This window comes from Aphanizomenon sp. UHCC 0183 (assembly GCF_009712065.1).
GTDB lineage: Bacteria > Cyanobacteriota > Cyanobacteriia > Cyanobacteriales > Nostocaceae > Dolichospermum > Dolichospermum heterosporum.
In genome coordinates this window covers 20180-34577 of sequence record NZ_VILC01000002.1, presented here as the reverse complement: position 1 = coordinate 34577, position 14398 = coordinate 20180, and the positions used below count along the sequence as shown (strand labels likewise).

Annotated in this window: 12 protein-coding genes; 6 read left to right on the top strand and 6 right to left on the bottom strand. The window is 38.5% G+C overall.

Annotated elements, in window-relative coordinates; all coding sequences use genetic code 11:
* Positions 1-24: 24 nt before the first annotated feature.
* Positions 25-966, bottom strand: a complete 942-nt coding sequence (locus tag FJR37_RS00710) for a DUF1186 domain-containing protein (RefSeq protein ID WP_168465020.1) — start codon at positions 964-966, stop codon at positions 25-27.
* Positions 967-1479: 513 nt separating this feature from the next.
* Between FJR37_RS00710 and FJR37_RS00705 the strand changes: the two genes are divergently transcribed.
* Complete coding sequence (locus FJR37_RS00705) at positions 1480-1659, top strand: hypothetical protein (RefSeq protein WP_174763370.1); 180 nt, start codon at positions 1480-1482, stop codon at positions 1657-1659.
* 184 nt (positions 1660-1843) lie between these two features.
* Here FJR37_RS00705 and FJR37_RS00700 read toward each other — a convergent pair whose 3' ends face one another.
* Both FJR37_RS00700 and ubiE read right to left on the bottom strand, forming a co-directional pair.
* Positions 1844-3082, bottom strand: a complete 1239-nt coding sequence (locus FJR37_RS00700) for a DUF445 domain-containing protein (protein WP_053541068.1) — start codon at positions 3080-3082, stop codon at positions 1844-1846.
* Positions 3083-3491: 409 nt separating this feature from the next.
* Entirely contained in the window at positions 3492-4181 is a 690-nt protein-coding gene (gene ubiE, locus FJR37_RS00695) for a bifunctional demethylmenaquinone methyltransferase/2-methoxy-6-polyprenyl-1,4-benzoquinol methylase UbiE (protein ID WP_168465019.1), read from the bottom strand.
* Between the two features lie 348 nt (positions 4182-4529).
* Here ubiE and FJR37_RS00690 point away from each other — a divergent pair, with 348 nt between their 5' ends.
* The 3 genes from FJR37_RS00690 (at position 4530) to FJR37_RS00680 (ending at position 8584) form a co-directional block, all read left to right on the top strand.
* On the top strand, positions 4530-5606 hold the full coding sequence (locus tag FJR37_RS00690; protein WP_168465018.1) for a RuBisCO accumulation factor 1: 1077 nt from the start codon (positions 4530-4532) through the stop codon (positions 5604-5606).
* A gap of 539 nt (positions 5607-6145) precedes the next feature.
* A complete protein-coding gene (locus FJR37_RS00685; protein WP_371416082.1) occupies positions 6146-7216 on the top strand; it encodes a serine/threonine protein kinase in 1071 nt (356 codons plus the stop codon).
* A 60-nt stretch (positions 7217-7276) separates the two neighbouring features.
* Complete coding sequence (locus FJR37_RS00680) at positions 7277-8584, top strand: serine/threonine-protein kinase (protein ID WP_168465016.1); 1308 nt, start codon at positions 7277-7279, stop codon at positions 8582-8584.
* 38 nt (positions 8585-8622) lie between these two features.
* Here FJR37_RS00680 and FJR37_RS00675 read toward each other — a convergent pair whose 3' ends face one another.
* Entirely contained in the window at positions 8623-9345 is a 723-nt protein-coding gene (locus tag FJR37_RS00675; protein WP_168465015.1) for a Uma2 family endonuclease, read from the bottom strand.
* Between the two features lie 148 nt (positions 9346-9493).
* Here FJR37_RS00675 and FJR37_RS00670 point away from each other — a divergent pair, with 148 nt between their 5' ends.
* Together FJR37_RS00670 and FJR37_RS00665 are read left to right on the top strand one after the other, a co-directional pair.
* The gene (locus FJR37_RS00670) at positions 9494-11773 is read left to right on the top strand and encodes an ATP-dependent helicase (RefSeq protein WP_168465014.1); all 2280 of its coding nucleotides are present in this window, start codon (positions 9494-9496) and stop codon (positions 11771-11773) included.
* A gap of 140 nt (positions 11774-11913) precedes the next feature.
* On the top strand, positions 11914-12081 hold the full coding sequence (locus FJR37_RS00665; protein WP_371416081.1) for a 3'-5' exonuclease: 168 nt from the start codon (positions 11914-11916) through the stop codon (positions 12079-12081).
* Between the two features lie 160 nt (positions 12082-12241).
* Here FJR37_RS00665 and FJR37_RS00660 read toward each other — a convergent pair whose 3' ends face one another.
* Complete coding sequence (locus FJR37_RS00660; RefSeq protein WP_168465012.1) at positions 12242-12835, bottom strand: thylakoid membrane photosystem I accumulation factor; 594 nt, start codon at positions 12833-12835, stop codon at positions 12242-12244.
* Between the two features lie 156 nt (positions 12836-12991).
* Positions 12992-13993: an RNA-guided endonuclease InsQ/TnpB family protein gene (locus FJR37_RS00655; RefSeq protein ID WP_371416080.1), complete on the bottom strand. Its 1002-nt coding sequence runs from the start codon at positions 13991-13993 to the stop codon at positions 12992-12994.
* Between the last annotated feature and the right edge of the window lie 405 nt (positions 13994-14398).

The window sequence follows — 14398 nt, the reverse complement described above, 5'->3', positions numbered from 1 at the left end:
TCTCCCAAATACTCCTTTGGGAAATTATTTTTTCTTAGAACGATTTTTCCGTCGAGATTCTTTCTGCATTTTTTTCTTTTTATCAGCTTTAGCTTTATCTATATTTGTTCTTGAGAAACCATCAATTCTTTCTAAAGCAATGGGGGAAACATAGTTTTTATTTGATGACTTAAAGTTTTCTAATAGCGACGACATATCCCTTTTATTATTTGTATTAGCTCGAAAACAAGCCCAACATTCCATTTCTGATACAGTATCATCAATCCAAGAATAACGTTGATTCTTTTGCAGTTTAGCCAAGGCAGCTTCTACACCCATTTCAATAGCATCATGTACATTCTTTTGACTTATAAACCACCTATCAATTACATCCTGTTCATAAAGTTTGTCAATATGTTCCTTTAATTCAATAGGACAAATATCCGTACTATTAATTACTAAATGAGTCCAAACCAAGGAATCAGCAGGTTCATTTGCAAATTTAGTTGAAAAAAGTTCATCATAATATTGAATAACCTGCTCTCTAGGAAGAATTCCTTGAACAACGAGAACAACTAATGATTGTAAAGCAGCATCTCTAACATATTCATTAGCTTCTTGATTTTCTATTAGTTGCTTAATTGGCTCAATATTTCCATGACAAACACAAGCCAGAATTCTTGCTAAGTCTTCAGTGACTACATCTCCAGAAAAATCTACTGTGATATCCCCCGGAATTGAAAAAAAGTCAATAATTAGCGGATAAGCTTTAGCTTCTCTAAATTGTGCTAATAAATATAGAGCATAAAGATGTAAAATATATGCTTCTTCTTCAAATAATTCTTCCAGATTATTTTTGCATTCTTCCAAAGTTGCTAACAACAAAGGAGTAATGGCTTCCTGTTCTTCAATAGCTCTCTCCACAGCTGGACGAGGAAATACTCCAGTATTGTTTTCTAGTTCCGATAAAATTTCTTCTAACTGCATATCAAATATTGGGTTGACTAAAAAAAGGCCGTGCTTATGCCTCCGCGAGAAGCATAAAGTACGTAGTGTACCATTTAGTATACCATTTTTGCTTGATTTATTATAAATAAAATAATGTAGCTATAGTTACCCCCTCAAAATAGAAAACACGGAATAACCTATTGACCAGCAAGAAATTCAGGATTTGCTGATATTTTTTTAACTCTTACAAAAGTTAAATTTTTTAACTTCCGTAATTTCCACAAAGACAATTGTGAAATACTAGTTTAATCTCAAATTATGAAGGTATTAGTAATCGAAATTTATTAACTAAGTAATTGGACAAAAATATTTACAGTCATTGCGAGGGAAGGGAAGCAATCACAACCCTTGCGATTGCTTCATTTCACTTCGTTCCATATGGCTAATGCCACGCAACGCTTACGCAATGACATTGTGTAATTAATTTTGTCTCACTACTTAGATTGCCAGATACTTCTGAAGTGGTTGATTATATAGTATATTTTTCCCCCCATGAATCCCAAACATACAAAAATTAACTTTCCTCTGTGGCAATATTTAAACCAGCCATTATTTAGCTATCATATTCAAGTAATCTGGAATCTCCAACGTTTTGCTATGCTTTGGCGAATTCAACTTTTAGAACAATGGTGGAGAAAAAAATGTGCCTCTAAGGGTAAACAACAATCTTGATTTGTCAGTTGTCAGTAGAAATTACCCATTACCAATTACCAATTACCCATTACCAATTACCCATTAAGTAGGTGAACAGAAAAATTTAAAGGTATGTGAAGAAAAGTAAAATCACTCAAAACTCTCTTCCTGTTCCCAGTTAAGAGTTCCCTTGCCCCAACGACAATTTTTAACGCCCACCTACTTACATAGATTGACTCAAAAATAAAAATCCTACTTGTAACAAACCAACAACAAAACCTAAAACACCACCCAAAGTGACAATTGCTTGTAATTCATTTCTGACAATTCCCTCAATTGCATCTTCTAACTCAGCAGGTGATGTACCTTTGACTCGTTCTACAATTACCTGATCTATAGATAAAATAGGAATTGCTTGAGATACAATAACTTCTAAGTCTTTTTCCAGATACTTTTCTAAAATTAATGCTAAATCCCGTGCAACAACTTCTAAGGAGGTGTTAACAACGCTTGAACTACTTAAGCGATTTAGTAATACAATAGAAATCCTTTCCCAGTCAGCCGATTCTGTTAATTCTTTCAGTAAATTACTACCACTATTTTGCAGATATTGACGGACATTATCTCTAATAGTTTTTCGCAGTTGACGCACTGTACCAACTGGGAGATTTTGTAAAGATAAATTTTGTAATAATTCTTTAATGCGATCGCGCATTTTTAAATCTTTGATTAATTCTTGCAATCGCTTGTTAGTTGCTTCCTTCTCATCTAAGCAAAATGTCCGTAATCGAGTTAAAGTATTTTTCAACCCAAACAAATTCGCCACTACCCAATAAGTACCACTGGTTTTTTCTCGAAAGCTTTCATCAATAGTTTGAATTGTCCGATCTGTTAAAAAATCAATAATAACTTGTCGTAATCTATCTGAAGGTAAAACCACCTCTAGTAACCAATCAGCTAACCGGATAGATTGTTCATCACTGAGTTGAAATTCTAGTAATACTTTGTCAAATATTTGGTTAACTTGGGTTTCTAAAAATGTTTCTTTTCTCGCCAGAACCTTCAAGAGACGCGGTAAAGATTCACCTAATAAATCCCGTAAAATACCAGCTAAAATTTTAGTGCTACGAGGGTTTTTATCACCTTTAACTTGATCAACTACCAGACGTAATAACCAGAGAATTCCACCTTGTAATCGTTCAGGTTGTAGGAGTTTCCGCGCCAGATTTTGCATTTCTTCTGGAGTCAGTAGCGATTTCATAATCGCATTCGCAATATTCTGTCCTAACCGTTCCTGATTACTAGGAATTAAACCAGGAGTAAACGGTACTTTTCGTCCAAAAATATAAACGGCTTTATAGGGACGAAATAACATTTTTATGGCTATGTCGTTGGTATAATAGCCAATTAATCCACCCAGAATGGGGGGAGATATATATAATAGAATTCTAGACAAATCCACAGGCTTTTGGATTAGGTAATGGGTAATGGGTAATGGGTAATGGGTAATGGGTAATGGGTAATGGGTAATGGGTAAGGGTGGAAGTTTTATTGAATTATTAATTTTGGCTCTACCGCTCCCTTTACGTAAAACAACATTTATTGTAGTAAGTAGGTGGGCGTTAAAAATTGTCGTTGGGGCAAGGGAACAGGGAACTCTTAACTGGGAACAGGAAGAGAGTTTTGAGTGATTTTACTTTTCTTCACATACCTTTAAATTTTTCTGTTCACCTACTTAGGTTGGGTTGACGTATGTTACCCAACAACTCTTACTATCTTACCGCCAATGTTGGGTTTCACTTCGTTCAACCCAACCTACAAAAATTAAATTAATATTCTTCTCCATAAGGGGAGCGGTAGAACCTTAATTTTTAATTTCTTACTACTAATACTCCCATCATACCGTTAGCAATGGGGTAATGTGTGGCATTCATAAAACCGGCTTCAATAGCTAACTTTATTTGCTCCTTCCCAGTGGGAAATCGGTCTAAACTAGGGCTAATATAAGCATATTCGTCTTTTAAGCCTAGATTAGTAGCTATGGGAACTACCAGATTATCCAAGTACCACTGTTGCACAGCGCGGTACTGTTGATTGTCGGGACGATGAAAGTCTAAAATTGCGGCTTTCGCACCTGGTTTGAGAACACGGTGTATTTCTTTGAGACTACCGGGAATATCTTTAACATTTCTTAATCCATACCCCATCGTGGCTGTGTCAAAATAACTATCATCAAAAGGTAAATTTAATACATCTGCTTCTATCCAATTAATAGGAGGTTGGGGATAGTAATTTTTGCAGCGTTCTTGAGCAGTATTTAGTAAGTTAGCAGAAAAATCTACTCCATAAACTTTGCCTATTTTCCCTACATGACGTGCTAACCGAAAGGTTAAATCCCCACTACCACAACACAAATCTAAGCCAGTATCACCAGGTTTAGCTGCGCTCCATTTGACTGTCATTTCTTTCCAAATGCGGTGTTGTCCCAAGCTTAACTGATCGTTAAGTTGGTCATAAACAGGAGCAATACGATTAAATATAGCGCGGACTTCGTTACTCATTTGTTGAGGGAATAGGGAACATTAAGTTTTTTGGCACTTTCAGGGGTTGGGCGTTGACGGCGAACTTGGTTAGATTCAAAATTGGGTTTATCCATAAATATATCCGTGTTAGCTGCTATTTTGTTATATTTTCTATCTGTATGATGTTAAGAATAGCGCTGAAAACTCAAGTGAGATGCAAATTTCTTTGATACACTAATTCTACAACTATATATCTCACTTATTTTTTCTGACTATTTTCATGAGTAATAAGTCAAAATACACATAAGAGAAGAAGATAGTTTTCCAGGTTTATATTTCTTCACGCTCATCACACAGTATTAACTTTTTAAGACGCATCCTTTAATTATGACCGAAATACAGCCCAATTTGCCAAATCCTGACCAAGGAACAGCCACAGAATTATTAGTTAAGCTGAGACAAAAACAGGGGACTTGGGTGGAATGGGGACAGGCGATCGCCTACCTGCAAAAAAATGGTTACAATCCCCAAGACATCTTTGAAGCCACTGGATTTGAACCAATTCAACAAAATCAGGTAATTGTTGGCTCTCAGGTTTATAATTCTATGGAAAAATGTGGCTCATCATCGGCAACATTGGCATATTATAGCACCAAGAGTAGTGATGTCTTATATGAATTGCGTGGATTAACCCAAGAAGACCGAGCCACGACTGCGGATTTGACATATCAATACAAACTTGATGCCGATGTAGTCAGGGATATAGCCAAAGCAGTGAAAGACTATTCTTGGTTTCCTACTTTACCCGAAGGTTTTAGTAAACATCCAGGAGATGCGATCGCCTATCAATCCTGGAAATATGCTAAACAAAAATCTGACTTATCCGAGCGATCGCGCTTAATTGCCAAGGGCTTACGCTTTGCTCACTCCGAAACAGCCAGAAAACAACTAGAACAACTGTTAATGGATTTTAGCGTTACGGCTAAAGTAGCGCCGCCGATTTTACCATTTTATCGTCTAGAAATTGATGAAGATTTACCCCGGATTTTACCGGTTGTAGGCGAGTTACCATTAACATCACAGGAATTAAAAGCTGTACCATTTATTACCGAAATTCAACCATTTCGGATTGTTAAATTTGCCGGAGAACAAGCTTGGGTAGCCTTACCGGGCTGGAAAGTGCTACTAAATGCAGAAGATCCTGTAGTTGTCATTGGTAATAGCGATATTTTCCCCAACCCCCATCAAAACAAAGTTGAACCGATCATGATCGTCATAGATCGCGCTCAACGAGAATGGGATATTTCCAATTACTTTGTGTTTGAAAACGGCGATAGTATTGACTTTCAATGGTTTGAAACTGCACCAGCAATTCCCTTGTTAGGAAAAATGATTGTTTTGGTTCGTCCTAAGAAAGTATTGGATGAAGAATATACCAAAGATGCTTGGCAGATTGACGAGTAATGCAATAGGAGACTTCCAAGAAATAAATTATCCCAAGAAACGAACCACAGAGGCACAGAGTACACAGAGAGAGAATTTTTGCATCAGTTTTGGGACATTTTTTTATTTGGAAGTCTCTAGAAGTCACCGAGTCAGAAAGAAGAAATTAATTTAACAGTTTTGCGTAGATGTGTAAGGGTTTAGCAGTGCTAAACCCCTACCCGTACAATCAAGTAGTTAAGATATTTTTATTATATAAGCAGGTTTCATAGAAGACCAAGGGATTATTTTCTGTTGAAAGTTGATGAATTACGCATTGAAGATGTGATTCTTATATTAAGAATATGGGTTCTTCGGTTATTTTTATGGAAAACCTGGTTCAAAATCATTGAAAGCCATATTGTGTAGGCATTTCATTGAAAATATGGAAATAATTGTTTATAACCCTTGTCCCGTAAGGGTTTTGTTATCATCAATCCTCAATCACCATAAAAGAGACGCAAGAGCCAGAATATGGCATGGGAAGGAGTTTCGTGATTTTGGGTGAAAACTGAAGCTAGATAGAGACTACACAAGCTTTTTGTGCGAAAATTAATCCAAGTATTTGGGGAGTTGCAAAAATGGCTTGGGTAGCAGGTGATCAGTTGCAAGGTGGAAAATACACCATTGAAAAAGAATTGAGACGAGGACGCTTTGGGATTACTTATTTGGTGAGAAATAAAAACAATGATCGCCAAATTATCAAAACCTTAGATATTAATTTACTCACATCCCTGAATCAATCAGATCGGGAACGGCTAGAAACGATGTTTTTGCAAGAAGCAGTCAAACTTACGCGCTGTCAGCATCAACATATTGTTAAATTTTCCGAACCTTTTAAAGAAGCAGAGTCTTCCTGTTTGGTAATGGAATATGTGGCCGGATTAAACTTAGCTGAACGTGACCAACTACAACTTCCTGAACAAGAAGCATTAGTTTACATTCGGCAAATTGGGGAAGCTTTGACAGTTGTACATGACAATAACTTGATTCATGGAGATGTGCAACCAGAAAATATTATTTTGCGTGGGGGAAAACCTGAAGCTGTACTCATTGATTTTGATTTGGCTCTAGATTTTGACCATGAATTAACCACGCGACGAGCCGAAGAAAATGCCCCTGGATTTACACCTCCTGAGCTTTACGTTAAAGGCACTAAACCAACTCAAGCCAGTGATATTTATTCTTTGGCTGCAACTCTTTATGTGCTTTTGACTGGAAAAATTCCTGTAGATGCTCTCAAACGTAAACTGGATAATATTCATTTACAAGAACCAAAAGAAATTAATCCCAAAATTAGCGATCGCATTAACCAAGAAATTTTAACAGGGATGAAACTAAATCCCCAAGAGCGATCGCAATCAGTAAAAAAATGGCTTGACTCTTTAGGTGGAACTGAAAAAAAACCAAAGCCTATACTTGATTGGAGTTGGGATAAAAACATCCAGTTCTGGACATTGGTTATAGCTGGAATTGCTGCTATTGGGACATTACTCTCAGGTATAGTTGGCTGGATTCCTATTTTTAAACCATCTCCACCTACCAGTACACCATCACAATCTCCCAGTCCTACGGCTACCAATAAACCGTAGAATCATGTAAACTTTTCTCAGGTGGTGGGATGAAAATAAATATTTAAATCAGAGGTATTCATGACCTGGGGAATAGGACAGGAATTGCAGGGTGGTAAATATGTAATTGAGCAGATTCTCGGACAAGGAGGATTTGGCATTACTTACAAGGCATTACAGGTGAACCTCAATCGGCCAGTTGTCATCAAGACACCTAATGAATATCTGAACCATGATCCAGAGTATGACAAGTATATAGAAAGATTTATTGCAGAAGGGCAGACACTAGCACGTTTATCTCAAGATCCTCACCCTCATATTGTCGGGGTAATTGAACTATTTCAGGAAGGTAATACCCATTGTCTAGTCATGGAATTTGTACCAGGGGAAAATTTGTTTCAGGCTGTCAAGCGTAGGGGAGCATTACCAGCAGCAGAGATTGTAACTTATATTCGCCAAATAGGGCAAGCTCTAATGGTAGTGCATCAAGCAGGTTTAGTACACAGAGATGCCCACCCTGGAAACATTATGCTGCGAAGTAATGGTAAGGCTGTTTTAATTGATTTTGGTATTGCTAAACAAATAATTCCTGCAACTCAAAGTTCGACGGATAAGGCAGCCCACGAGAGATTTGCTCCTTATGAACAGAGATATAAAGGAAGTAGAGATCCAAGGGTAGATATTTACTGTCTGGCTGCCAGTCTTTATTATGGTATAACTGGTCAAAATCCCACAAATTCTTTAGCTCGTAAACTTGATAATGAGCCGCTAATTCCACCGCGAGAGATTATTTCTAGTATCAGTGACGGATTAAATAGAGCAATTCTCAATGGTATGGCTTTGGAGGCAAAAGACCGTCCTCAGTCCATGCAGTCATGGCTAGAAATATTAAGCTACAAATCTTCAATTCCTAATGCAGATACAGAAATAGCTAGAACGATTCCTTGGGTTTCATTGACTATATTATTATTGCTTTCTTCTCTAATGGGCTACATTCTAACTGCCGTTAATGCTCCGTTTTTGTCGTGGGCTTTGGCTGTGGCTGGGGCTGTGCTTGGGGGGTCTATGGTTGTGGTTGGGGATGTGGCTAGACCCCGGGCTGGGGCTGTGGCTTTGGCTTTGGGTGTGGCTGTGGCTGGGGCTGTGGCTGTGGCTGTGGCTGTGGCTGTGGCTGTGGCTGAGGCTTTGGCTGTGGCTGGGGCTGGGGCTAGGGCTGGGGCTGGGGCTGGGGCTGTGGCTGGGGCTGTGGCTTGGGCTGTGGCTGGGGTTGGGGCTTCGCATCATTTAGAAAAATCCTTTAGTAAGGATCATACTTTTCTAATTTTGACTGGCACATCCAATCTAGGGTTAGGTTTAGGATGGATAGTACACAAGTTTTTTACTCGGTAAGTCTCTAATCGCGTTTTCAACCCAAAATCCAAATAATATTACGCTTCCGGTTCAACTCCCAAAGCCCGTAATTGTGCAGCCAAGCGATTTGCTCTTTCTTCACCAGTTAATAACAAATTACCTTGCAAATCCCACCACCGCAGCCAGGGTAATTCTGCATTCTGATATTCTCCCTGCCATAAACCTAACTCCACACCCATAGGTGTAATTGAATAATGTCCTCTTTCATTTGCTGACAATAACTGATATTCTCCACCAATTAATTCATAAACTTCTATACTGGCTTTATTCACTTCATAAATGCCGTAAAAAGCGGGTTTAGTCACCTGTTCATAAATCCATAATTTACCCTTCCAAGGAGTTTTATCTCGTTCTTCTGCACCATTACCAGAAACAAATTCTAAAGCAACTAATGGCGAAATATGTTCTAACCAACGCACATAAGAACGTCGGATTTTACCATCTAGTAAAGGTGGGACATTGGGTATATAAAACCAGTCTGGAGCTAGTGCGCCAATTTCTGGCGGCTCAGTAATGCGCCAATAAATAGCACTATTTTGACCTATAATATATTGTCGGTCTGGATGATGTTTTTGTAATACTGGGTTGATAGAATCAGTTAGTAGAATACTTTGGGGATGTTCTTGCCAATTTTTCACAAACGTGCCGTCCGACTCTGGGAGTTGGGTATGATCTGGAAGAGAGGTTTCTGGGTAAGGGCGTAAGTCTTGATTTTCCTGGACATCAGTTGTAAAAGTCATTATGTCCTCCTGCTGGTGTGAGGTTTATTTTAGTTTAGCAATAATAGGAGGGAAAGCGATCGCCCAGCGCTCCGTATGATGTAATGAACCTACTCCTCTAATTGAGGATATTAACTTAAATCAAATTACACAGCTTGTATAAAAACTAATGACTAATGACCAATCACCACTGACTAAATTAACAGAGAATATCGCCACCATTCGCGCCCAGCTTCGCCCAGGACAAACACAAATGGCGGATTGGAGAGGGGGAGCATTGGCTGTGTCTGCTGTGCCTGGGGCGGGCAAATCTACGGGGATGGCGGCAGCAGCAGCGATCGCCATTGCTCGTCAATATGAGGATTATTTAAATACAGGCAATCAGGATTATAAACAGTTAATTGTTGTTACTTTTACCCGTTCTGCCACTGCTAATATTAAACTTAAAATTCGGGAAAACTTAAAGAAATTATCTTTACCACAAACAGGATTTGCAGTTTATACTTTGCATGGTTTAGCGTTAATTATTGCTAGTCGTCATCCTCATTTATCGGGTTTACAATTAGAAAATGCGACTTTAATCACACCAAATCAAAGTCATAAATTCATTCGCACAGCAGTAGAACAATGGATTGCTAATTATCCAGAAATTTATCTACGCTTACTTGCAGGAAAGCAATTTGATGGAGAAGAAACCGAAAAACTCCGTCGTCAATCGGTGCTGCGAACGGAAATATTGCCAGATTTAGCTTATACGGTGATTCATGAAGCCAAAAGTTCGGGAATATCGCCAGCAGATTTATTAAAGTGGAGTGAACAAACTCATAATAAATATGACATTTTAAGAATAGCCGCTGGATTATATGAACAATATCAAAAAATCATGCAGTTACAAGACTTTATTGATTACGATGATATGATATTAGGGGCTTTAAAAGTTTTGCGAAATCCTAGCACCTGCCGCATTGAACAAAATAAAGTTTTTGCTGTTTTTGAAGACGAAGCTCAAGATTCTAGTCCTTTACAAACAGATTTATTAGAAATACTCGCTAGTCAAGAATATGCAGATAAATTAGATAAATCAGCTTTGAATTTAATCAGAGTTGGTGATCCTAATCAAGCCATTAATTCTACATTTACACCTGCTGACCCGATTTATTTTCGGGAATTTTGCGAAGATTGTCAAATTCAAGATAGACTAGCGGAAATGGATCAAGCTGGGCGCAGTACGCAAATAATTATTGATGCAGCTAACTTTGCTTTAGAATGGGTCAATAATCAAGATTTTGCCAAAACTCAACATAGACAAGCACCATTTAGAAATCAGAAAATTCACCCAGTTAATCAAGAAAATGGCAATCCTCAACCTGTGGGACAGGGTTTAGAACTTCATATCCCTAGAGATATTCATCATACAGTTGAATTACTTTCCCAAAGAGTAATTGAGTTATTTAGCGAAAATCCCCAAGCTTGTGCAGCGATATTAGTGAGAGAAAATCGTCAAGGACGATGGTTAGCTGCGGCTTTAGAACCAATATGTAAAGAACATAAAATTAAACTTTATGATGTGGGAGAAAAGGAACGCCGTTCTCATGTTCCTCAAGAAATTCTATCATTATTGCAGTTTTGCGATCGCCCCCATTCCCCCGATTATCTCAAAGCTACCTTAGAAGTCCTTGTAGAAAGGCAATTAATTCCTACCCAAGATATTAACACTCTAGCTAGTTTACCTGAAGAATTTCTCTATCCAGGTCTTTTAGCCACACCCCAAACAGAAATAGTCCAAAAAGCGGCTCATCTTTGTCGGAGTCTACTCAGGGCTTATTTAGAACTACCATTTTATCAAATAATTTCTTTTTTCGCCTTATCTTTAAAATATGATCAAGCCGAATTAGCAACCGCTGACAAACTTGCAGAACGGGTAAATCTGCAAATTTTTGGTAATAGTTCTATGGGGGCAATGATCTCAACTTTAAGTGAAATTGTCAATTCCGAAAGATTTGAATCTGTAGAACCAGAAAATGTAGAAGCACAATATACCAAACCCGGACAATTAACAATTATCACCATGCACAAAGCCAAAGGGCTAGACTGGGATTATGTATTTTTGCCTTTTCTCCATGAAAACTTAATTCCTGGACGATTTTGGATTCCCCCCCAAGGACAATTTCTAGGTGATTTTACTTTATCAGAAGTTGCCCGCGCCCAAATTCGTGCCGGACTTCACAAAAAACCCATACCAGATATTAAGCAAGCGTGGGAAGAATCAAAATACCTGAAAATTGCCGAAGAATATCGTTTACTTTATGTTGCCATGACTAGAGCCAAAAAACTATTATGGATGTCTGCGGCTCAAAAAGCACCTTTTACTTGGAACAAACCGGAGAATTTACAAACATCAGCCCCTTGTCCAGTTTTTACAGCTTTAAAACGGCAATTTTCTCGGTGAAATAATGTATTTCTCCTTTCTTGTTCCTTTCTTGTTCCCATACTCTGTATGGGAATGACTTCAGAAGGCTCTGCCTTCCATAATAATAGAGGCAGAGCCTCTGTGACAGCATTCCCAGTCAGAGACTGGGAACGAGGTAAATTGCTGAAGAATATCGTTTACTTTATGTTGCCATGACTAGAGCCAAAAGACTCTTATGGATGTCTGCGGCTCAAAAAGCACCTTTTACTTGGAGTAAACCGGAGAATTTACAAACATCAGCCCCTTGTCCAGTTTTTACAGCTTTAAAACGGCAATTTTCTCGGTGAAATAATGTATTTCTCCTTTCTTGTTCCTTTCTCGTTCCCATACTCTGTATGGGAATGAATTCAGAAGGCTCTGCCTTCCATAATAATAGAGGCAGAGCCTCTGTGACAGCATTCCCAGTCAGAGACTGGGAACGAGGTATGGGGTATGACTTAAGCTATTCTATTGGTCTTCTAACTGACTGCTGAATTCTCTTAGTGAACGTCGTTTTAACTCGACTGACTCAGTGCGGGGTAATAAGTCAAATATTTCTCTCAATTTGTCGTCTATTTCCTCAAAAGGTACTTGACCTTTTTTGTTCAAGATTACCTTACCTGACTGGTCAAAAACTACAACTTGAGGAACACTTCCTCCATAGTAATATCCCGCTTCTGTGGGTTGATAGGTATTGTCCGCTAAAAGAGTATCAACGCTGACAGGAATGATTTCTGTGGCGCGACCATAGAATGCTTGCATCTCGGAAACAACCGGCGCATATTTTTTGCAATCGCTACTGTCATCAGTGTAGAATGTCACTATTGCTGGTTTATGTTCTGCTAATGTCTGTGCTAGAGTTTCTTTGGGGGGAACGAGAGAACCATTACCAGCATAAATTACAAAAATATTGCCATCATATCGGTCATCTTTAATACCTGCTAATGCTGGCTGCATACTAATTACGAATAGGCAAACAAGCAGCAGCAAGCATTTCGACACTAACCGTTTCCAATTAGTAATTATTTGAGTTTGTGAAAAAAGCCACTTTATGCTATTCATTAACAGAAACCTTGTCTTTGCTACTATTTTTTGTGAGTTTGTGCTGAACTGATGGTGACATACTCCACACACTCCCCTATGGCTTGCGGCACGCTTACGCGAACGGGTGAGTGTGGGCAACGAGCGCGACTCTTCTATGAAGACATTGACTGAGCTTTAAGACCGTGTGTCCCACGGTTCTTGATAATTAAAGTCAGTGAAGGAGTTGCCCCCTCCACTGCTCTCCAAAACGGAACGTGATAGTTTCCCATCATTCCGCTCCTCAGTAAAACCTTTTATATTTAACTTTTCTACAGCAATAACATCGTACTTTTTGAGTAAATTGTTTGCTGTTTTAAAGTGAAAATCTTTGCGGGTATCTGATACTTTTTTGTGTTGAATCCCCAGTTTTTTAATCGCTTTTTTACGTCCGTTAGAATTTTTGTTTCTGCGAGAAACGCGACGTTGTGCAGATTTTAATTTACGTTCAGCTTTACGTAAAAACTTAGGGGCGGCAATTCTTTCATCGTCTGAGGTGACAATAAAATCAATTAATCCGACATCAATACCAATAATATTATTAGCATTAAAATCAGGTTTAATTGTTGGAACTGTTTTGTCGTCAAGGCTTAAAGTTACATAATACCCGTCCGCTTTTTTAGTGACAGACACAGTTTTAATCTCAAACCTGTCGGGGATTTGATGATGAACAATTACCTTTACATCTCCTATTTTAGACAGGGTAATCTTGTTATTAGCAAAGTGATGTTGCTTGAATTGAGGAAACGTAAATGTTTTGTATTGCCCAACACCTTTAAATCTAGGTCTACCAGATTTTTTGCCGTTGCTATCACCTTTCAACCATCTATCAAAAGCTAATTCAACTTTTTTAGGAACTTCTTGTAACACTTGAGAATGAATATTTTTGTACCAAGGTCGGTCTTCTTTAAGTTGGGTTAATGATGCTTGCTGACTAAAGCGATTAGGTTTATCTTTTAACTCTGGTAAATGACAAACGAAAATGGAACATCTATCAACAGGAGAGCGATTTGCCTCATACCAATTAAACCGTTGAGCAAGTTGATAATTGTACTGACAACGCGGCATATCTAGTATTTTATCAATTTTTTCCGCTTGTTCTTTTGTTGGCTTTAATCGGTATTGGTAAGATGTTTTCATGTTTTTCGTTTCCTTTCGACCTGTTTTTATGATAGCATAAAGGATAGCCACTAAAGACAAAACTATTACGTCTTTGGTAGAAGATTGGATAAATTCTCTTAGAGGATGTTTGAAAAATTTTTAATGTATAAACAAACCCCTCTCCAAACCTCTCCCCGAAGCGGGGAGAGGCTTTGAAACCCCCCTTCCCAGCCTTCGGCACGCTGCGCTAACCTAGGGCAGGCTACGGTGTACACACAAGTGGTATCTGCAAGGGTTTCAGGCGTTATAGACCCCTGAAATTGTCATTACGAGCGCAAGTAATTACATAATCCCGTGGTTTTTGCGATTCCTACGGAGCGCTTCGCTATTCCACCACTGTGGGCTACGGTGTACACACAAGTCGATGTAAACTAGGAATAGAAT